The sequence below is a fragment of the Enterococcus sp. DIV1206 genome, from assembly GCF_051712485.1.
Taxonomy (GTDB): domain Bacteria; phylum Bacillota; class Bacilli; order Lactobacillales; family Enterococcaceae; genus Enterococcus; species Enterococcus faecalis.
Window position 1 is genome coordinate 1,594,509 of the sequence record NZ_JBIOOZ010000001.1, and the last position, 20,038, is coordinate 1,614,546.

22 protein-coding genes and 2 pseudogenes are annotated in these 20,038 nt (G+C 36.3%); 2 read left to right on the forward strand and 22 right to left on the reverse strand.

The genetic code is table 11. From position 1 onward, the window contains the following. Positions 1 to 333: 333 nt before the first annotated feature. Positions 334 to 1,524, forward strand: coding sequence for an MFS transporter (locus IGK86_RS07805; protein WP_002357563.1), 1,191 nt, complete (start codon positions 334 to 336; stop codon positions 1,522 to 1,524). Positions 1,525 to 1,575: 51 nt separating this feature from the next. Here the strand turns inward: IGK86_RS07805 and tkt are convergent, their stop codons facing one another. Together tkt and IGK86_RS07815 are read right to left on the reverse strand one after the other, a co-directional pair. Continuing rightward, positions 1,576 to 3,570: a transketolase gene (gene tkt / locus IGK86_RS07810; protein WP_010775843.1), complete on the reverse strand. Its 1,995-nt coding sequence runs from the start codon at positions 3,568 to 3,570 to the stop codon at positions 1,576 to 1,578. 71 nt (positions 3,571 to 3,641) lie between these two features. Then, positions 3,642 to 3,884 carry a DUF896 family protein gene (locus IGK86_RS07815; RefSeq protein WP_002382327.1) on the reverse strand — a complete coding sequence of 81 codons (243 nt, stop codon included), beginning with the start codon at positions 3,882 to 3,884 and terminating at the stop codon, positions 3,642 to 3,644. Positions 3,885 to 4,034: 150 nt separating this feature from the next. On the opposite strand from IGK86_RS07815, the gene lexA reads away from it, so the two are divergent. Beyond that, on the forward strand, positions 4,035 to 4,655 hold the full coding sequence (gene lexA / locus IGK86_RS07820; protein WP_002357566.1) for a transcriptional repressor LexA: 621 nt from the start codon (positions 4,035 to 4,037) through the stop codon (positions 4,653 to 4,655). 13 nt (positions 4,656 to 4,668) lie between these two features. Here the strand turns inward: lexA and queG are convergent, their stop codons facing one another. The 20 genes and pseudogenes from queG to IGK86_RS07920 form a co-directional block, all read right to left on the reverse strand. Beyond that, the gene (queG, locus tag IGK86_RS07825; RefSeq protein ID WP_002366694.1) at positions 4,669 to 5,838 is read right to left on the reverse strand and encodes a tRNA epoxyqueuosine(34) reductase QueG; all 1,170 of its coding nucleotides are present in this window, start codon (positions 5,836 to 5,838) and stop codon (positions 4,669 to 4,671) included. A gap of 23 nt (positions 5,839 to 5,861) precedes the next feature. Continuing rightward, positions 5,862 to 6,356: a trimethoprim-sensitive dihydrofolate reductase gene (dfr, locus tag IGK86_RS07830; RefSeq protein WP_002360302.1), complete on the reverse strand. Its 495-nt coding sequence runs from the start codon at positions 6,354 to 6,356 to the stop codon at positions 5,862 to 5,864. Between the two features lie 17 nt (positions 6,357 to 6,373). Beyond that, a complete protein-coding gene (locus IGK86_RS07835) occupies positions 6,374 to 7,321 on the reverse strand; it encodes a thymidylate synthase (RefSeq protein ID WP_002357569.1) in 948 nt (315 codons plus the stop codon). 17 nt (positions 7,322 to 7,338) lie between these two features. Beyond that, a complete protein-coding gene (locus IGK86_RS07840) occupies positions 7,339 to 9,228 on the reverse strand; it encodes an ABC-F family ATP-binding cassette domain-containing protein (protein ID WP_002365663.1) in 1,890 nt (629 codons plus the stop codon). 183 nt (positions 9,229 to 9,411) lie between these two features. Then, positions 9,412 to 9,633 (reverse strand): hypothetical protein, encoded by a 222-nt coding sequence (locus IGK86_RS07845; protein WP_016617329.1) that lies wholly within the window; start codon positions 9,631 to 9,633, stop codon positions 9,412 to 9,414. A 578-nt stretch (positions 9,634 to 10,211) separates the two neighbouring features. Next, on the reverse strand, positions 10,212 to 10,724 hold the full coding sequence (locus IGK86_RS07850) for a hypothetical protein (protein WP_016617327.1): 513 nt from the start codon (positions 10,722 to 10,724) through the stop codon (positions 10,212 to 10,214). Between the two features lie 18 nt (positions 10,725 to 10,742). Then, a complete protein-coding gene (locus IGK86_RS07855) occupies positions 10,743 to 10,955 on the reverse strand; it encodes a hypothetical protein (protein WP_016617326.1) in 213 nt (70 codons plus the stop codon). Between the two features lie 20 nt (positions 10,956 to 10,975). Next, positions 10,976 to 11,578, reverse strand: coding sequence for a hypothetical protein (locus IGK86_RS07860; protein ID WP_025193947.1), 603 nt, complete (start codon positions 11,576 to 11,578; stop codon positions 10,976 to 10,978). Between the two features lie 339 nt (positions 11,579 to 11,917). Beyond that, positions 11,918 to 12,190 (reverse strand): hypothetical protein, encoded by a 273-nt coding sequence (locus tag IGK86_RS07865; protein ID WP_016617324.1) that lies wholly within the window; start codon positions 12,188 to 12,190, stop codon positions 11,918 to 11,920. Positions 12,191 to 12,207: 17 nt separating this feature from the next. After that, positions 12,208 to 13,077, reverse strand: a pseudogene (locus IGK86_RS07870) (hypothetical protein); the annotation flags it as partial. 233 nt (positions 13,078 to 13,310) lie between these two features. Further along, positions 13,311 to 13,628 carry a hypothetical protein gene (locus IGK86_RS07875; protein WP_029742320.1) on the reverse strand — a complete coding sequence of 106 codons (318 nt, stop codon included), beginning with the start codon at positions 13,626 to 13,628 and terminating at the stop codon, positions 13,311 to 13,313. A 23-nt stretch (positions 13,629 to 13,651) separates the two neighbouring features. Beyond that, a complete protein-coding gene (locus IGK86_RS07880) occupies positions 13,652 to 15,094 on the reverse strand; it encodes a T7SS effector LXG polymorphic toxin (protein ID WP_016617321.1) in 1,443 nt (480 codons plus the stop codon). After that, a complete protein-coding gene (locus IGK86_RS07885; RefSeq protein WP_016617320.1) occupies positions 15,085 to 15,447 on the reverse strand; it encodes a hypothetical protein in 363 nt (120 codons plus the stop codon). Before IGK86_RS07885 ends, IGK86_RS07880 begins: the two co-directional genes overlap by 10 nt. Positions 15,448 to 15,456: 9 nt before the next feature. Then, a complete protein-coding gene (locus IGK86_RS07890) occupies positions 15,457 to 15,711 on the reverse strand; it encodes a hypothetical protein (protein WP_016617319.1) in 255 nt (84 codons plus the stop codon). Between the two features lie 81 nt (positions 15,712 to 15,792). Beyond that, positions 15,793 to 16,059, reverse strand: coding sequence for a YiaA/YiaB family inner membrane protein (locus IGK86_RS07895; protein WP_016617318.1), 267 nt, complete (start codon positions 16,057 to 16,059; stop codon positions 15,793 to 15,795). Positions 16,060 to 16,084: 25 nt separating this feature from the next. Continuing rightward, positions 16,085 to 16,377: pseudogene (locus IGK86_RS07900) on the reverse strand (WXG100 family type VII secretion target). 369 nt (positions 16,378 to 16,746) lie between these two features. Next, entirely contained in the window at positions 16,747 to 18,801 is a 2,055-nt protein-coding gene (locus tag IGK86_RS07905) for a cation:proton antiporter (protein ID WP_002360309.1), read from the reverse strand. Positions 18,802 to 18,836: 35 nt separating this feature from the next. After that, on the reverse strand, positions 18,837 to 19,169 hold the full coding sequence (locus IGK86_RS07910; RefSeq protein WP_002357572.1) for an ACP phosphodiesterase: 333 nt from the start codon (positions 19,167 to 19,169) through the stop codon (positions 18,837 to 18,839). Between the two features lie 77 nt (positions 19,170 to 19,246). Further along, positions 19,247 to 19,723 carry a hypothetical protein gene (locus IGK86_RS07915; protein WP_002357573.1) on the reverse strand — a complete coding sequence of 159 codons (477 nt, stop codon included), beginning with the start codon at positions 19,721 to 19,723 and terminating at the stop codon, positions 19,247 to 19,249. Positions 19,724 to 19,734: 11 nt separating this feature from the next. After that, positions 19,735 to 19,929: a hypothetical protein gene (locus tag IGK86_RS07920; RefSeq protein ID WP_002357574.1), complete on the reverse strand. Its 195-nt coding sequence runs from the start codon at positions 19,927 to 19,929 to the stop codon at positions 19,735 to 19,737. Positions 19,930 to 20,038 lie beyond the last annotated feature (109 nt).

Sequence of the window (20,038 nt, forward strand, 5' to 3'; positions counted from 1 at the left end):
TCACTTTTCTATTTTACCGTTAATTTCCTATTGAAACAAGAAATAAACGTATTAAATTTTGAGTTTTAAAATTTCTGTAATGTAATTGAAATCTTGTTTGTATTTAATTAACCCTCTTCACACTTGTGAAAACAACCACTTCTTCTTTTCAATTTGATGAGATTTTTGTTATTTATCCTCTTACTTTTCTTTATTTATTGTGATAAAATTTTTAATGGACTTGTCACTTTTTGAACAAACTTTATAAGAGAAGTCTGTTTTTGTAATCAAAACAACTATTGCCGAGTAGTTGTTGTATTACAAAATGAATTACATAGAAATGTAGGTGGTTAGATGAAGAAACAACAATCGGGTTTAACAAATCAAGTGACGTTTTTATTAGCGTTAACTTGCGGGGTCGTGGTCGCCAATATGTATTATATTCAACCAATTGGCACCCAAATTGCTCAGGCCTTTCAAGTCAGTATTGGTTCTATTGGTTTTGTTACTATGCTGACCCAATTAGGCTATGCGCTAGGATTACTTTTTCTTGTTCCATTAGGCGATGTCGTTGATCGTCGCAAATTAATCATTCGAGTAGCTGCGCTCTCCTCGCTGTCTCTAAGTGCTGCGTTTTTTGCACCAAGTTTTCTCCTGTTTGCACTCTCTTCTTTTTTTATTGGGCTGCTCTCTATTGTCGCCCAAATTATTATTCCTTATGCTGCGGTCATGGCGGGACCAGCGAACCGTGGTAAAGTAACAGGTCGAATGCTGGGCGGACTATTGACAGGAATTTTATTGTCTCGAACGATCTCGGGTTTCATTGCTAGTGCAGCTTCTTGGCGAACAGTGTACCTAATCGCCGTAATATTCGTGTTAGCATTGGTCGTTCTACTCCAATTAAAATTGCCCAAAACAGTGATACATACTCAAACTTCAAATCGATTAACTTATTTAGGTTCTTTGAAAAGTCTTCCTAAGCTAATCAAATCGCAACCTTTGTTAAGAGAAGCAACTGTCAATGGCTTTTTTATGTTTGCAACCTTTTCAATCTTTTGGTCTACGTTAATTTTCTTTGTTAGTAGTCCAGCTTATTATTGGGGACCGAAAGAAGTCGGTATTCTAGCAATTTTTGGTTTATCGGGAGCTTTCGTAGCACCCATCATTGGTCGTCTATCCGATTATTATCCAGAACGGAAGATTGTTTTGATTGGCCTGCTGATGCAGTTCGGTAGTTTTATCTTACTTTTTCTAGGTGGAACACATGTGGTCTTACTAATCTTAGCAATTATTGTTTTAGATATCGGTACTCAATTTGGGCAAGTAGCCAATCAAACACGCGTCCAAAATTTGGGAGAAGAAGCCAGCAATCGTAACAATACCGTCTTTATGTTTTTCTATTTCATCGGCGGTTCACTGGGTTCATTGATTGGTACATTAATGTGGCAAAACTATGGTTGGTCTGGTGTTACTTTAACTGGTATTGGGTTCCAATTGTTCGCATTATTTTTTCACTTTATGCTCTTTGCTCCCAAAAAGAAATGAAGCAAAAAAACCTGAATGCTATCACAAGCATTCAGGTTTTTTAATGTTTATTTATAGTGATTTATAGGTATTAACCACATTTTCAGGAGTAAAGCCGAATTTTTCAAGAACTAGACCGCCAGGTGCAGAAGCGCCGAAGTGATCAATTGTGATTGTTTTGCCTTCTGTTCCTACATAGCGTTCCCAACCAAAGCTTGCTGCAGCTTCAATCGCCACACGTTTTGTCACAGCTTTAGGTAACACACTTTCTTTATATTCAGCAGATTGTTTTTCAAATAAATCAAAACTTGGCATTGACACGACAGATACATCGATGCCTTCTTCCGCTAATTTCGCTTGTGCTTCCACTGCTAGATTTACTTCAGAACCAGTCGCAATTAAAATCCCTGCTGGTTGTTCACCTTTTTGTGGTGACAATACATAAGCACCTTTTTGAACAGAATCAGAAGCGTGTTCTAACGTTCCTTCTAAAACAGGTAAGTTTTGACGACTTAGAACTAAAATAGTTGGTGTTTCCGTAGAATTCATAGCAATTTTCCAAGCAGCAACAGTTTCATTGCCGTCTGCTGGACGAATCACATGAACATTTGGAATGCAACGAACACTTGCTAATTGCTCAATTGGTTCGTGTGTTGGCCCATCTTCACCCACCGCAACAGAGTCATGCGTTAAGACGTAAGTTACAGGAACTTTTTGTAAAGCGGCTAAACGGATTGCTGGACGTAAGTAGTCAGTAAAGACGAAGAATGTTCCGCCATAAACATGGCTACCACCGTGTAATTGAATCCCGTTCATTGCTGCAGCCATTGCAAATTCGCGAACACCAAACCAAATATTACGGCCTTCGTATTGACCAGGTTCGAAATCTTTTTCTGCAGCAACCATTGTATTATTTGAGGCAGATAAATCGGCTGAACCGCCCCAGAAACTTGGAACAACTTTTGAAATAGCTTGAATCGTTTCTTTACTTGTTACACGACTTGCGGCACTTGTTCCTAGTTCATATTTAGGTAATTCTTGTTCCCAACCTTCAGGTAATTGGTTGGCAAAAGCTTCTTTAAATTGTTTGGCTAATTCTGGATGCGCATGTTCATAGTTCTTAAACATCTCATTCCAAGCCGCTTCTGCTTTTTGGCCTTCGTCAATCATCGTTTCTTTAAAACGAGCAGCGACTTCCTCTGGCACAGTAAAGTCAGGATATTCCCAACCATAAACAGCTTTAGCCGCTGTAATGCCCTCTTCACCAATTGGCGCGCCGTGAACGGAAGAAGTTCCTTCTTTTGGTGCTCCGTAACCGATGACTGTTTTAACTTCAATCAATGTTGGTTTATCCGTTTCAGCTTTAGCCGCTTCAATCGCAGCCTCTATTTCATCTAAATCATTGCCATCTTTAACTAAAATATGTTGCCATCCGTATGCTTCATAACGAGCCCCAACATTTTCAGTAAAGGCTTTAGAAGTTGGTCCATCTAATGAGATGTCATTTGAATCGTACAAGACAATTAATTTACCTAATTTCATATGACCAGCCATTGAACTTGCTTCTTGAGAAACACCTTCCATTAAATCGCCGTCACCACAAATTGCGTACGTATAATGATCCATAATAGGGAAACTATCACGATTATAAGTTGCAGCTAAATGCGCTTCAGCCATTGCCATACCAACAGCCATAGCAATCCCTTGTCCTAGAGGTCCTGTTGTTGCTTCAACACCATCTGTGTGGTGCACTTCTGGATGCCCTGGTGTTTTACTATCCCATTGACGGAAATTTTTCAAATCGTCAATTGTTACGTTGTATCCTGATAGATGTAATAAGCTGTACAACATTGCAGAGCCGTGGCCTGCTGAAAGTACAAAACGATCACGATCAACCCAGTTTCTAGAAGTTGTTGGGTTCACCTTTAAATGTTTTGTCCAAAGTGCATACGCCATTGGGGCAGCACCCATTGGTAAACCAGGATGTCCTGAGTTCGCTTTTTGTACGGCTTCAATACTTAATGTCCGGATTGTATTAACGCCCAATTGATCTGTCTTGTCAAACAAAAAAATCATCTCCTAATTTAGGTTTTTTTTACCTTTATTCATAGTGTAGCTTATTTCGACAATGAAAGCAATTACTTTCTGTTGTGAAGTCCTTTTTCACGTTGAATTTTTTTTAGTTTTTCAGGAGTCACATCGGTCCCTTCTTGATCCACGACCTTCATTCCTTCGATATGGTGACGCATCCCTCCACGAAATGCTTCTAAATACTCTTTACGTAATTCTTGTTGTTCGACTTTTTCTTTCGCACTAAGTTCTTCCACTTTTGCTTTATTCGCTAATTCATTTATACGGGCAATTTTTTCTTTCGATAACATCAAAATCCCTCCTTACTCTCACTGTCTATATTATAAGAACTGCCTTAAAAAAACAACTATATTCTGATATTTATAAAACACGAACGCTTGTTTGATTTCGTTCGCATTTTATGGTACACTAATTTTATCAATTGAAAGAAGGTGCGGGTTTTGGCGAAACGTACAGAAACAAGACAATTAGAAGTACTTAAATATATATACGAACAAGTCGAATTAAAGGGCTATCCGCCAACCGTTCGCGAAATTGGGAAGGCTGTTGATTTATCCTCAACTTCTACCGTTCACGGACATTTAGCTCGTCTTGAAAAAAAGGGTCTAATCTTACGTGACCCAACAAAACCGCGAGCAATCGAATTAACACCAGAAGGATTGGAAAAGATCGGAATTCAACCGACAACTATTCCGATGTTAGGTGTCGTAACTGCTGGTGAACCAATTTTAGCGGTGGAAGAAGCATCAGATTTCTTCCCGTTACCTCCTGATTTACGTACAGAAGAAAATGCTTTATTTATGTTGACGATTCGAGGAGAAAGTATGATTAACGCAGGTATTCTAGATGGCGACCAAGTGATTGTTCGTAAGCAATCGAATGCCAATAATGGCGACATCGTAATCGCAATGACCGATGAAGATGAAGCAACCTGTAAACGATTCTTCCGAGAAGTAGATCATATCCGCTTGCAGCCTGAAAATGATGCATTAGCGCCTATTCTTTTAGATAACGTTACAATTTTAGGTAAAGTTGTTGGTTTATATCGCAATCATATTTAATAAAAAAAGGAAGTCACTCCGTTGAGCGGCTTCCTTTTTTGCTTGTTAACAAGTGAATAGCCTTTTGGGCTTCCTCGATAACCTCTTCTTCAGTTTCTACAGAAAGTAGATAATTTAAAGCTTCTAAACTTTGCTCGGGTTCTCTTTTTGCGAGCTGACCTAACGACCAAGCAGCTGTTCCGCGAATGACAGGACGCTGATCATTTAAACAGAGAATAATTTGTGGGATAGCTTCACGGCCGCCCAAATTCGCTAACGCAATTAAAGCATTCCGTTGCAATGGTTTTTTACCACGCCAAGAGCCTGCTAAGTGTCCGAATTGCTGTTTAAATTCTTTATTGGAAATAGTTAATAACGGTGCCAATTTGGGATAAACTTCTTCAATCTTTGGTTCCATCTCTTCATGAAAATGAAAATCTTTTCCTTTATTATAAGGGCAAACCAGCTGACAAATGTCGCAACCATAAATGACGTTACGCATTTTTTTTCGATACTCTTCAGGCATCATGCCTTTTGTTTGCGTTTGATAAGACAAACATTTTTGAGCATTCATTCGACCGTCCCCTAACAAAGCCCCTGTAGGACACCCTGTGATACAACGAGTACAATCACCGCAACCGTTTGGAACAGGTTCATCTGGCTCAAATTGAATGTTGGTGGTCACCTCACCTAAATATACAAAGGAACCAAATTCTTCGGTAATCAGTAGACCATTTTTACCAATGAATCCTAAACCCGCCCGCTGAGCAACAGCGGTGTCAACATATTCGCCAGTATCTACTTGCGGCCGAAAGCGCCAGTGTTCTTTTTCTGCTTCAGTGGCAGCTTGCTCTTCAATAAAAGCAATTAATTTTTGCAACCGATCCTGCAAAATGTGATGATAATCAATTCCCCAAGAGGCTCGCGCAAATTGGCCACGCTTTTCATCTCTAGGCATTTTTTCCTGAGCTTTGGTGGGATAAGCTAAAGCAATGGAGATAATACTTTTAGGATGCTCAAACGTTTTTTCTGGGTAAATTCGTTCTTCCACATTTTGATGTTCAAACCCCGAGTTATATCCTCGCTCTCGTTGTTCATGTAGAGAATCTTCTAATTCAATAAATGGTTCAGCATGAGTAAAGCCGATTTTATCGATGCCTAAACGTTGACTCTCTTGAATAATTTTTTCTTTCAATGTCGGCATTGCTCATGCCTCCCTTCATTTTATTATTTATCGTTTCGATGATACGTTTCATAGTCATGTGCATAGAGATTTTTCTCGTCCACGACGCCGGGAACAGTGGCAACTTTTTCCCAAACAGACCAGTCGATTTCTGGAAAGAAAGTGTCGCCTTCAAACGTTTCATGAATCATCGTCCGATATAAGACATCGCATGCGGGAATCAGTTCTTTAAAAACGACAGAACCTCCACCAATAACGGTCACGCCTTCATACTTGTCAGCATACGCAAGAATTTCCTCTACGGAATGCATAACCAAAACGCCTTCAGCTTGGTAATCCGGATTACTGGTAAGAACAATCGTTGTTCGATTTGGTAACGGACGACATCCCATGCCTTCGAAAGTTGCACGTCCTAAGACCAATGTATTATGAATTGTTTTTTCCTTGAAAAATTTCAAGTCGTTGGGTAAATGCCAAGGCAACTTGCCTTCTTTACCAATCACTCCTTGTTCATCTTGGGCCCAAATGGCTGCTAACATAGCTTCTCTCTCCTTTTTTATACGGCAATCGGCGCTTTAATCGTTGGATGTGGGTCATAGCCTTCTACTTTAATATCTTCCATATCAAAATCAAAAACAGAAGCCTTGTCTGGATTCAAAACGAGCGTTGGAAAAGAACGAACTTCTCGTGATAATTGTTCTTGCATTTGCTCCACATGATTTTGATATAAGTGGGCATCTCCTAGCGTGTGTACAAACTCCCCCACTTCTAAACCTGTTTCATGTGCAATCAGATGTGTCAATAAAGCATAGCTTGCAATGTTAAAAGGAACACCTAAAAAAACATCGGCACTGCGCTGATAAAGTTGACAGCTTAATTTTCCTTCATTTACATAAAATTGAAACATAGTGTGACAAGGCGGCAACGCCATTGAAGGCACATCTTCTGGATTCCAAGCGGAAACAATTAAACGGCGAGAATCAGGATTGGTTTTAATCATTTCAATCACATTAGCTAATTGATCGATAAAGCTACCATCTTTGGTTTCCCAGTGACGCCATTGCGCACCATAAATATTCCCTAATTCACCATATTTTTCTGCAAACTCTGCATCATTTAAAATGGCATCACAGAATTTTTGATGTTCTTCTTTGTATTGTTCTGCAAACGCTGGATCTTGTAAGACACGATGCCCAAAATCCGTCATGTCTGGTCCTTGATAATCTGCGCTTTTTACGTAACGTTCGAACGCCCATTCATCCCAAATATGATTATTTCGCTCTAACAAATAGCGAATATTCGTGTCGCCTTTTAAAAACCACAATAACTCACTTTTAATCAAGCCAAACGGTACTCGTTTGGTTGTTAGTAAGGGAAATCCTTTGGCCAAATCAAAACGCATTTGATAGCCAAATAAACTATACGTCCCAGTTCCTGTACGGTCTTCTTTAAAATGACCTTCTTCTAAAATCTTTTTTCCTAGCGCTAAGTATGCTTCTTCCATCTTATTCCCTCCGTCTCTTAATCCGCGTATTCACTCAAGTATTCCCAACGATTCATTTTTTCTTCTAACAATTGTTCCGTTGCAGTTACTGCTTCTTGCAATTCTTGTAAACGAACAAAATCATCACCCTGATGATTCATTTCTTCAGTTAATGTTTCTAATTTCGTTTCTAATTGTGTGATATCTTCTTCAATTGTTGCCCACTCTTTTTGTTCCATATAAGTTAGCTTTGTTTTTTCTTTCTTTTCTGTCGATGCTTCTTTTACTGGTTTATTGAGTGGTTTTTCTTTGACCTTTTCTTGTTCTTTTTGGTTCGCCAAATATTCACTCATCGTGCCATAAAATGATAGGATCTGACCATTTCCTTGAAAAACTAACAATTTATCCATTGTTTTATCCAAGAAATAACGGTCATGAGAAACCGCAATTACCGCTCCTTTGAACGTTTGAATATAATCTTCTAAAATGGTCAACGTATCAATGTCTAAATCGTTGGTTGGCTCATCCAATAATAACACGTTAGGCTGACTAATTAATAATTTTAAGAGATATAACCGGCGTTTTTCTCCACCAGACAGTTTGCCAATCAGTGTACCATGCATAAAACGAGGAAATAAAAAGCGCTCTAACATTTCAGCGACCCCAACGCTGCTTCCATCACTGCGTTTCACTTCTTCTGCTGCTTCTTGCAAATAAGCAATCATCCGTTGATTAGGATCCATTTCTTCGTTTTGCTGGGTATAATAGCCAATTCGGACGGTTTCACCGATACTATATAGACCACTCTCTAAAGGAATGCGGCCAGCTAAAATATTTAATAATGTGGATTTGCCTGCACCGTTTTTACCAGTAATGCCAATTCGATCGTTTGCTTGAATGAGTAAATTAAAGTCTTTCAAAAGCTGTTTGTGATCAATGGCATAATTTCCTTCCTTGATTTCCAGAACTTTTTTCCCTAATCGCTGCGTGGCAAAGTCTGCTTCTAAGGTGCCATTGGTTTGTACCTGATGCAAGTTTTCTTTTAAATCCTGAAACCGATCAATTCTTGCTTGCTGTTTCGTTCCTCGTGCTTGAACGCCTGCTCGCATCCACGCTAGTTCTTGTTTGAAGAGGCGTTTTCTTTTTTCTTCTTGCTCTACAGCGACGCGTTCACGTTCGGCTTTTTCCATTACATACGTTTCATAGTTTCCTTTGTACTCATACAGTTTTCCAAAAGAAAGTTCGAAAATCCGATTGGTTACTCGATCTAAAAAGTAGCGGTCATGGGTCACCATTAAAACCGCACCACGATAGTTATTTAAAAAGTTTTCTAGCCATTCAATCGTTTCATAATCCAGATGGTTCGTTGGTTCATCCAATAACAGTAAATCAGGCGCTTCAATTAAGACTTGCGCCAAGCTTACTCGTTTTAACTGCCCACCAGAAAGCTCACCTATTTTCTTTTCCAATGTGGGAATGCCTAATTTTTGTAAAATAATTTTTGCATTGGTATCTGCTGTCCAAGCATCTTGTTTATTCATGGCTTCTTCTGCTTGCGTGTAACGTCTTTGAACCCCTTCGTCTAAACCATTCTCACTTAAAGCAGCTAACGCTAATTCATAATTTTTGACCGCTTTTATGATTGGGCTGTCTCCCTGAAACACGGCTTCTGCAATCGTAATATTCTCGTCAAATGTTTGATTCTGGGAAAGGTACCCAATTTGATAATCACTTGGCTGCTGAATCGCAGCAAGATCACCATCACCGCTATCTACGCCAGCAATAATATTTAATAAACTGGTTTTCCCTGTGCCGTTAATCCCAATTAAACCAATGCGATCTTTTTCATGAATCAAAAAAGAAAGATGATCAAATAGTGTTTTTTCCCCATATGTTTTGGTTAAATCTGTTACTTTTAATTCTTTCACCGACACTACCAACTCCTTCTATTTTGGTCTTGCTTATTGTATCAAAAATCAGCGTATGCGGCTACCAAAAAAATAAATTATAGACGTTCAGAATAATCTTCGTCAAGAGAGAATTTCATATGTAGCGAACCTTAACCTTGGATAAAAATTCAAACCCGTTTTGTCCAAGGTTCTGTATGTTCTTTATTTTCTTGATAAATAGCCTCGAGCAAGCTCCCAAACATTGTCTTCATAATTACTAAAAACTGTGTATATATCTTTTCCCAAAGGATTGAACAGTGAAATACAGGAAACACCGGGATCACAACCTTCAATATAAATATGCGTATGATTTTTTGTTGGATTTACCAACCAAATTCCAAGTCCATAATGTTCTTTTCCATTTCCTGCATGTTTTTTAATCATTTCTGAAATGCTCTTTTCAGATAAGATTTCATAGGAGAACAGTCCATCCCAAAAGTTACAGTTGTTTCATTCAGGACTAAGATGCCTTGCATATTACGACTTGTAGATAGATATTATGTACACTTTGTTATCCTATGTTCATGATTTTTAATTTTAAACAGAGTGATTGTAGTTTGAATTAACTGCAATCACTCTACTTTTTTCTAATGTTATTTACTAATTAATTACCATTAAACACTTTTTTCATAAATTTGTTATATGAATCTTTGAAATGTAATAATCTAATTCCTAATTCGTCTGAGAAATCCCAAGTATCTACTATCAATTGAGGATAAGAAGCTATAATTTTTTTATAGATTGTGGATTTTCAACAGAACTAACCATAGAACTAATTTCTGAATAGATTAGTTTTAATTGTGTTTTTTGAACATCATCAGATATATTACATCTTTTATCTAATTCATTTAACAACTCCTTGCCTTCATTTTTTAACTTTACTTGATTTGTACTAAATTGTTTAGATTGGGAATATACCATTATTTCGCACCACCTATAAATCGTCTCTATTTAAAATAAAATCAAGTAGTAGATTGTATACTTTCACTGAGTTCTGCCCATTCATTATCTGAAAAGCTAGAAAATTCCAGACCAACAATCTCACTGTCTTCATTTAGAAATAAAGATACATGGTTAGACATTTTTACAACAGAATCTATCTTTTCTTTATCTAGCTTAAAATACAACCTTTTATATTCCCTAGATATTTTAAAACCAGATTCTTTAGTTATAATCGAATTTCCATTAAAAATATCTGTTTGAATTACTGGATTTTTTTCTGTATACTCATCAATAAATAAATTAGACTCCTCAATATCATTGATGGCTGTTAATACTACTTCTACAATTTTCTGTGTAACAGAATTGATTTTAAGCTCAACGAAGGATTCGTGTTCGTTAACGAATCTATAATAATAAAATTCTCCTAAACTATACTTATCATCATTTTCTGAAAATGATACCGTGATTGGGACATAATAGTCAACTTCCATATCATCTTTGACTAGTTTATCTTCATAACTTTTAATTTTCATAATTTGCTCCTTCCATAGTTAAGGCAGATATACAGCATGTTTAATAACTGGTAATTGTCCTGCTTCTCTAGCCGGACTAAATATTAATTCCCAATTATCTATTATTATTTTAGCATTAAATTTTATCCCTGTAGAGGTAGCTTGTTCTACAGCACCTTGAAAACTCCTTAATAATTGTTGTTCGGTAAGTTTTTGTCCATGAGATAAATTTCGAGTTGAATATTCTACCATGTGCTTGGTTCCGTTTGGATTTACCCACAATTTTCCCCATTAACACTCATTTCGAACGATTTAGGAATAGTAGTTCCTTCTCTTGGAGGTTGTGTACCTTTAATATCATCCCAGACTGTATTTGTAGACCCATTGACTTTCTTATAAGTCACAGTTCCTGTGCTTTTATTTCTATCTAATACATAATTTTTTCTGTTTTTATTGCTAATTAAGGCGTCGTTAGCGGAACTTCTCCCTTTTTTCACATTCCCTACATTATCAAGTCCGTCCAGTCGTGAAGCGGCTTTATTTCCATAATATGAGCCTAAAACGACATTTCCAATCTCCGTAAGCGTTCCAGACCATGCAGTATACTTGAATTTATTGGCTTCTCTTTGACTAATTTTCTTTCCTGTATAAGGATTAATGCCTATATTTGCACAAGCAATGGTTTTTCTGCTGATTTCTTCTAGACTGTCGGTTTTCTTGATTAGCTCTATTTTTGGTTTGGCTGTTTCAAGAACCGTAGAAGCTTCTTTTTTAATTTCCGTGAAGTAACTTTTATCCACACCACTTGGCAAGGTGTAGAGACCGTTGCTTTTGACAGTTGTTTCATTCAGGACTAAGATGCCTTGCATCGCCAACTGCATTTCCTCTAAGCTAGTGGCGAACAGGTTTTTAGTTTGTCGATCAAACTCATTGAGCTTTTGTATTTGCTTGTGGAGTTTGTCAATGTCTTGAAGGTTGCGACTTGTAGATTGGTATTATGTAAGTTTTGTTATCGTGTATTAATAATTTTTAAATCCAGGTTCTATATTTATTTTAAACAGAGTGATTGCGGTTTAAATTGACCACAATCACTCTGTTTTTTCTGATAGATATATTTTGTTAGCTATTGACAACTGGATTGATGAACCTATATCCTTACTATCAAGGCCTTATTATTTAATTATCAATCAGTAAATCGTCTTTTTTTATATGATTTACATTAATTCTTTTAAAGCATAGAATACTTCATCTCTAATTTGTTTTTCGCTATAGTACACATTAGGTAATTTCAAATCTTCTGTATTATCAGAAAATCTAGCTGACATATCAGAAATATTTCCTAGAACTGTATATTCTTTATTCGACAATTCATCATAATCTATTTCTAAATCAAAAATTTTCATAAACTGATTTGTAAAATGGTTAATTTCTATTTCTCCAAGATTCAAACCATTTAATAAATAATATAGTTGCTCTTTTTTTGTCATTATAGTTTCCTCCAGTATTATTGTTTTGATACTGCTGGTAATGGGCCCAATGGTCTTCTGTCATATTTAAAGTGATAAACAGTGTTTGTTGGTTTATCATAAAGCACTTCAAAATTATACTTCTTGTCATTAATATAAATTTTACTATAATACATTGTCGCACTAGAACCTCTGGGGTCAGACATTGAGATACCACCATTGATTACTTCTTTCAATGTTTGAGCTGGAACTGCTCTATCAGGATTAGCCATGTGCTCGTTCACTTTGTTTGTATAGTTAAAGATATCTTCTCCAGAAAATTTAGCCTCAGCACTCTTATTCCTATCAAGCGTATAAGCCCGTCCATTCTTACTTCCTTTTAAGCCATTACTCGTGCCACCAGTTTCGTTAGAGAATGTCTGGGTACTTCGGATTGCTGCGGTACTTAAGCCTAACATCCACAGGGAATCCCACACACCTGACTCTTGGATTTCATCCATGACTCCTTGACCTTTTGACAGGAGACCTAATCCCAAAACTCTGTCATCTTTTTCAAAGTAATTATAGCCTTTTTTCTGCTGATTATTGACTCGGGTAGTCAGTTCCTTTGGCGTCAATTCTACTACATCTAAGTCATATTTTTTTACTAGAGAAGCCAAGTTTCCTGATAGTTTTTTCTCGTCTATTCGGTAGGAATAGCCGTCCTTTTCTAGCATGTAATAATTGAAACCGTTCTTTTTATCATGAACATAAAGAATGGTGCAACCCGCTAACAGCTGTTTGTCAGTGACTTCATTTTTAGTATCTTTTTTAATCTCCGTAAAGTAACTTTTATCCACACCACTTGACAAGGTGTAGAGGCCGTTGCTTTTGACAGTTGTTTCATTCAGGATTAAGATACTTTGAATATTACGGCTGTTAGTTTGGTATTATGTAAATTTTGTTGTCGTGGATTTATGATTTTTAATTTTAGATTCTGTATTTATTTTAAACAAAGTGATTGTAGTTGAATCAACTACAATCACTTTGTTTTTTGATAGATATAGCTATATTTTATTAGCTATTGTCAACTTGATTAGTAAGTCACTACTTACAATTCAAAGCTCTATCATTTAACTGACAATCAAGTGATAGTGTTTTTTCAGTTCTCTATATTAATTAAAAAGTTTTTTCCAAAACAAATATTCCCTACCTCTTGATCATCACGATAAATTTTCAAATAGTGATCTGCTTTTTGTAAACTTGAAATATCTTTTAATTCAATAGAAATCATATCCATTTCTTTATATTGCAAAAATACATTAATCCTTTGCTCATACGTATATATAAACATTGTTAAGTTGAAATTTTCATTACTTCTTCGGTATAAAATATCTCCATCTTCTATATTTCCTGTTAAACTTTGTCCTTCTGAATAGAATAGTTCCATTAATTCTAAATCATCGTATTTGATGTCCATTTCCACTCTTCCTTACATAATAATTATTTGGGTATAACTGTTACGACTTTACCACTATCATTAGTGATGACTTTAACATCTTTATTTTCAAAAGACCAAGTATTGGGTCTGTTTCCTTTCAATTTCGTGCCATTTTGAATAGCCTCTTCTACTACAAAGGGCGGTATATTTCTTGGCTTTATATAATTGTTGACAAATTTATTATATGGATCAGATCCTGGAACTAAATCGTTATTTTTAGCAATTTCTTGAGCTCTTGTTCGCAGTTGTGCTCTGATTTCAGGCGTATGAGGAGCCATTCTTTCTAAAGCATGTCCTGAATAATCACGCCCATTTATATTTGCTCCATTTTTATTTAAACTCCAAGATATATCATCAATATTTTTATTCCCACTGACTTTCTTAGAAAAAGTCTGCGCATTCCTTACCGACGCAATGCCCATTCCTAACATCCACAGGGAATCCCACACACCTGATTCTTGGATTTCATCCATAACTCCTTGGCCTTTTGACAGGAGACCTAATCCCAAAACTCTGTCATCTTTTTCAAAGTAATTATAACCTTTTTTCTGTTGGTTATTGACCCGGGTAGTCAGTTCCTTTGGCGTCAGTTCTACTACATCTAAGTCGTATTTCTTTACTAGGGAAGCTAAGTTTCCTGATAGTTTTTTCTCGTCTATTCGGTAGGAATATCCGTCCTTTTCTAACATGTAATACTCAAAGCCGCGTGATCTATCATGAACACGAATAATCGTACAGCCTTCTAATAATTGTTTGTCAGTCACTTCATTTTTAGTATCTTTTTTAATTTCCGTAAAGTAACTTTTATCAACACCACTTGGTAAGGTGTAGAGGCCGTTGCTTTTGACCGTTGTTTCATTCAGGACTAAGATCCCTTGCATCGCCAACTGCATTTCTTCTAAGCTAGTGGCGAATAGGTTTTTGGTTTGTCGATCAAACTCATTGAGCTTTTGTATTTGCTTGTGGAGCTTATCAATGTCCTGTTGCATGCTTTCTGCCATCTTAATAAAGGTCCGTTGGGCATTTTGTAAGAGTTCATAAATTCCTGGAATTGGCTGACTATGGGCTAATGTGGCGACTGCTCTAGCAGAATCGTGCAATAATTGTTGATTGGCTTTCATGATTTTTATTTTTAATTTGAGTTTGTCTTCATCTAAAAAGCCCTCACTGGCAATAAATGAATCCGCAGCGTTGTATTTGACCAAATCACTTTGGACGTTATCAACGGCGGCAGTCATTCGATGAATCGTCGGAATCACTAATTCTGAAAATAGCCCTTTTCCCGCATTATAAGCAGCGCCAGACAATGTATGACCGTCGATGGCTGCGATTAGTTGCTGACAACCAGCTGTTAGCTCACTGGTGGTTGTTCGGGCAACTGCTAGGTTGCTGGACAGCGCACGCATCATTGCTGAAGAATCGCTACTGGAGTAGATTAATCCCATGACAACCGACTCCTTTCTCTTTGGAGCTGTAGTCGTTCTTCATTCGATTGTGCGGTTGCTTTTGTGTATCTTTGACTTAATTCATGTGTCTGTTGTTGTAAAAAGCCCTTTAAATAGCGTTGTTTTCCAGAGAGCTCCTCTTGCTCCCAACGCGTAAACTTACCGCCTTTATGAATCACTTCTGCATTGAGTTGCTCAAGTTCGCGAAAATTTCTAGTTAGTTCATACTCTAGTGTACCAAAAATGGTTTGGATTTGCTTCTTTTCCTTCGACAATTGATCCATCGCTCGTTCTTTTTCGACAATCTGTTCCGCATAGTTCCTTCTTAATTTTTCATTCGTATCCTTTTCCATCGTTTCTCCTTATTTAAACGTTGTTTGGCTATCTCTAGCCGCCATCGTTGCCGCTAATTTGGGGAATTTATTAGCTTGTGCGTTGACACCATTGACTACTTTTGCTAATTTATTGAGCAGTTGATTACTGACTTTAACCCCTTTTTTCATACTTGAAATATTGCTTTCTCCTAAATGACATGTTTGATTTTTACTCACAGATACATTCTTGATCCCGGCAATTGCCTTTTGGGCAGTGCCTTGATTGGATGCGATTTTTACCATCAGCTTCCTCCTTTAATTATTATATAAAAAGAGCATTCAAAAGAATGCCCTTTCAATTCATTAAAAATCAGAAGAAATTTCTTACTCTTCTGATTCTTCATGTGCTCGAAACATCTGATTATATCTTTCTTCATCTTCTTGATTATCTCTAATGACTTTAGATAAAGTGAATGAAGAAGAAATTAACCCTACCGATTCCATTAAATAATATCCCTTTACCATTAAAGGCTCCTTTAATGTATAAAGTCCCACCAAAATTAATACCACAAAGAACAGAAACGAACCCCATGCTAACATCACAAAAGCTGGTGTGTTTCGATAAGCTTTTTTCTTTAAATGATTATTCATTTTCCCCTCCAACAACTATAATTATTTAAAAACCAAATGAATGTGCATCCTGTTGATCTCGTTGTGCGACAGTATCAGCGTATTTGTTCAATTGTTGATTGATGCTAATAAGTAATTCTTCCATTTTTTCACGTTACCCTCTAATTGATTATATTGTTCCAAGTACGCTTGAAATGCTTCGCCTTTCCATTGTTGCGAAATTTGTTGATTCATTGAATTAACTTTGCGAATTGCATTGTTAATTTGATTCGAGGCTTGTGCGTAAACTTTAGCTTGACTCTTAAGTTGTTCTGGAGTTACCGCAACTGTCCCTACCATTTTCACCACTCCTTTTTAATCGTATATTTATTATTACAATAATTAAATTGTACACACAAACACCACATAAATAAAGGTTTTTTTAACGAAACATTAAAAATTGTTATTAAATAACGTTTTATGCATATATCAAGAAATATAAATAAACGTTGCGAATAATCATTAAAATATTTATTTTATTAAAAATTATATCTATCAATGGATTTTGTTATTATTTTTAATTAAATGTATAATTATTATAAAGAAAAAACCACCGTAAAAATTCTTTAAAATAAAAAATTTTACGGTGGTTTTTAGTCTGTACTTAAAATTTAGTTATAGGATTTTTAAATTTTGAAGGAGATATCAACTCTTCTCATACACTATTACTTATTCTTTATTAAAATTTTTAACAAATCGTTTCAGCGGAACGTTATTCACTTCGCCGCTAATCGAATAACTCTCTAATAAATTGACATTTTTTCGTAACTCGTTCGCTTCGATAATTGAAATGCGTTCAGATTGTTCGTAATGATCAATCATCCGTCGTTCTTCTTGGAAGCCTAATAATAGGTCTTTGACATAGTCTGTCTCCGTATGAACAATATATGAATCAATAAATTCGCCTTTTTCAAACTTATGGGCTAAATCCAAGCGTCCGTCAATGAAGAAATCAATTAAATCATCATCATAGACACCGCGCAAATTATCTAAACTCTTCAGAATAACTTGAGAATTTCTTAGAAAAACTTGGCGAATATTTTCTAGTTCTTCATTTCGTAATTCTTTTTCTTCTTCAGAAGCTTCACCACGATTGAAAAATAGCTTAGGATGTAAAAGAATCGAAATGATTTGTCGAGCAAATAATAACCAAAAGCCTACAATCGATAATAATTGTTTGGCAATCGACCGTTGCATCCGTGTAATCAAGCGTTGATACATACGATAACTTCTGACACTAATTTCTCCTTGTTTCAGACTTTCTTCTAAGCCGTCTCGTTCAATGGACACAATTAACGTCCGCAACTCTTGCACTTCTTGTTTTCGTTCCGCACTTAGCTGCTCGGTATACAATTCTTTTAAACGATCTTGATAATTTTCAATGACCGCATTCATTTCACCACGAGGATTCTCTTCATTTTGCTGTTTTAAGACATCAATGACATCACGTAATAAATCAATTTCGACTGACTCTTCATTTTCCACTTCCGTCTCTGAATCAGTTAAAAATGGTAAAACTAGAATCCCGCCAATCAGAGTCACCAAAATAACACAAGCCGTAATGAATAGTAATAACGGTCGTTCTTTAAAATGCTCCCCGTTAATCGCTGTTGGCAAAATAAAGATGGTGGCTAAACTCACTGTTCCTTTAACACCGCCAAAAGTTAAAATCAGCATTTCATTCATTGCGTTTTTAACTTTCTTAAGGCCATGTTGAAGCGTGTAAACACTGAAAATGGCTAAGAAACGAATCAAAAAGACAACGGCGCTAATAATTAGAACAACCATTAGTAGGAACCAGTTTGAATATTGTTGGTCAATCCAAATTGGCGAAAACACTTGAGAAAGTTCAATTCCTAAGAATAAGAAAACTAAGGCATTTAAAGTGAACTCAATCATACTCCAAATACTTTCGCCAACATTTGACAGCTCTGCTTCAAAAAGCGAAACTTTTTTCAAACTAGACGCTTGCATAATTCCAGCAATCACAGCAGCAATAATTCCAGAAACGCCAATCAACTCTGAAATTAAATAAGCAATAAATGGCAAGAGTAATTCAATCAACAAGTAGCCTGTAACATCTTTTGCCACTGCAGTTTCAAGTAAATGAACAATTTGCTGTTTTAATAGAACTAACACGATTCCGACTACCGCTCCACCAATACTGGAAATAACCAAGGTCCCTGCCGCTTCCACCGGCGAAAATGACCCTGTTAATAAAGCCGCTAATGCAAATTGAAAGGCTGTAACGCCTGATGCATCATTAATGAGTCCTTCACCAGATAAAATGTTCATCGAACGTTCAGGAATGTCAATTCGACCTGATAACGAACCTACCGCCACCGCATCCGTTGGCCCTAAAGCCGCCCCAAAAGCGAAGCAAGCGGCTAATGGTAAAGTAGGCAAAATCATATGCAAGGTCCAGCCGACTCCGACTAAGGTAATTAACACACCAAAAAAGGCCAAGAAAAGAATCATCCCGAAATTTTTCATCATTGCTTTCAGATTGATTAGCTCCCCTTCTCTAAATAAAAGCGGTGCAATAATCATTACTAAAAACACTTCAGGCTCAAATTCAATTTCCTGCCCCATTTTAGTTAAACCAATTAGAACGCCTACAATAATTTGCACAATTGGCAGCGGAATGACGGGAACAATCCGGTTGAATATGTTTGAGAAGGTAATAGACAGTGCAAAAACAATGATTAGAAAGGTAAATTCCATCCTATCATTCCCTTCTATATTAAATTTTTATTGACTTACCGATCAAAACATTTAAGTAATTTTTTCTTTTTAAGAATAATTTTCTTTTCGACTTCTTCTAACTCAGAACTGCGTTCGCAAAGTTCCAATTGAGCGCGTCGTGCTTCTAAACGAAGAAGTTCTCCTTTAATTAATTCAATTTTTTTGTAGCGTAAGAAATTTTTCTTTTGCATACGTTCTGCAAAGTGTTGTCGTTTTTCTTCAGGGATTGCTTGATATTTCTTTTTCAAGTCAGCGACACACTTTTCAAATTCTTCACTCACCGAAACAACTTCCTTCCAAAATTTAATCTGACTAATTATAACAAATTTTACCAAAAGTACAAGCAAAATTGCTTTCTTTTTTTCAAAAGAAATTCAGACAAAACTTAACGCGTGAAAAGCTGATTTCTAGGAGCTGAACATGGTTAATCTTCATTAACAATAATATCAATTTCTGCCTCTTCATTCATCCGTGTTGAAAGAAAAAGAACCATTTCTTCTAGTGGCGCAGAAAAGCGTAAAACCACCCCTCTTCTGCCTTTTTTTAAATACCCTAAACGAATACCGTTCGACTTTTGAACAAGGACAATCTTTTCGATATCTTTAAAGGCCGTGCCCCGATTGTCAAAAGGATGCGTAATAATACAGTCCTCCGCAAAACCTCTTGCATCGTAAAGAAAACTGAAGATAATCAAAATATATAACACACTTCGAATCATTTCAATTTTATCTCCTGCCGAAAATGCATTGGCCAGAATCATTAAACTAAAAAAAGCAACTAAATATTTTGTTGTAGGATGTTTTGCAGCCGGAATTACAATACTTTTACGTACGAAGTAAAAGTAACCATACATAACGACGACAAATAAAAATAGCAATAACGTAAATCCATCGATAATCACAAACGACTCCTTTATTTCTTTTTCTTTTGAATATCTGTTAATATATCATTTATTTCTTTAATTTCTTTTTTTGATTCATTAATCTTTTTGATAACCGCCTCACGGTTTTTTCCAGGCGGTAAGTCAATTGATTCTTGGTAGTAGTTTGCTAAAGCTTGAACTTTTTTCATTTTTTCGCTTTGCAACAAGGCTATATTTCTTTTCATTTAACCGCCTCCTCTTCCTTAGTATACATTACTTTGTAAGGAATTGCTTAATTTGCAAGATATTTTCTAATAAAAAGGAGTAATTTTACATTTTCTTATAAACAAAAAG

Bases quoted from the DNA above. Each gene is read 5' to 3' on its own strand.
- IGK86_RS07805 (WP_002357563.1), top strand. From the start codon at position 334: ATGAAGAAACAACAATCGGGTTTAACAAATCAAGTGACGTTTTTATTA.
- IGK86_RS07815 (WP_002382327.1), bottom strand. From the start codon at position 3,884: ATGTTATCGAAAGAAAAAATTGCCCGTATAAATGAATTAGCGAATAAA.
- queG (WP_002366694.1), bottom strand. From the start codon at position 5,838: ATGCCGACATTGAAAGAAAAAATTATTCAAGAGAGTCAACGTTTAGGC.
- dfr (WP_002360302.1), bottom strand. From the start codon at position 6,356: ATGTTAGCAGCCATTTGGGCCCAAGATGAACAAGGAGTGATTGGTAAA.
- IGK86_RS07835 (WP_002357569.1), bottom strand. From the start codon at position 7,321: ATGGAAGAAGCATACTTAGCGCTAGGAAAAAAGATTTTAGAAGAAGGT.
- IGK86_RS07845 (WP_016617329.1), bottom strand. From the start codon at position 9,633: ATGATTAAAAAACATGCAGGAAATGGAAAAGAACATTATGGACTTGGA.
- IGK86_RS07850 (WP_016617327.1), bottom strand. From the start codon at position 10,724: ATGAAAATTAAAAGTTATGAAGATAAACTAGTCAAAGATGATATGGAA.
- IGK86_RS07855 (WP_016617326.1), bottom strand. From the start codon at position 10,955: ATGGTAGAATATTCAACTCGAAATTTATCTCATGGACAAAAACTTACC.
- IGK86_RS07865 (WP_016617324.1), bottom strand. From the start codon at position 12,190: ATGACAAAAAAAGAGCAACTATATTATTTATTAAATGGTTTGAATCTT.
- IGK86_RS07875 (WP_029742320.1), bottom strand. From the start codon at position 13,628: ATGGACATCAAATACGATGATTTAGAATTAATGGAACTATTCTATTCA.
- IGK86_RS07880 (WP_016617321.1), bottom strand. From the start codon at position 15,094: ATGGGATTAATCTACTCCAGTAGCGATTCTTCAGCAATGATGCGTGCG.
- IGK86_RS07885 (WP_016617320.1), bottom strand. From the start codon at position 15,447: ATGGAAAAGGATACGAATGAAAAATTAAGAAGGAACTATGCGGAACAG.
- IGK86_RS07890 (WP_016617319.1), bottom strand. From the start codon at position 15,711: ATGGTAAAAATCGCATCCAATCAAGGCACTGCCCAAAAGGCAATTGCC.
- IGK86_RS07895 (WP_016617318.1), bottom strand. From the start codon at position 16,059: ATGAATAATCATTTAAAGAAAAAAGCTTATCGAAACACACCAGCTTTT.
- IGK86_RS07905 (WP_002360309.1), bottom strand. From the start codon at position 18,801: ATGGAATTTACCTTTCTAATCATTGTTTTTGCACTGTCTATTACCTTC.
- IGK86_RS07920 (WP_002357574.1), bottom strand. From the start codon at position 19,929: ATGAAAAGAAATATAGCCTTGTTGCAAAGCGAAAAAATGAAAAAAGTT.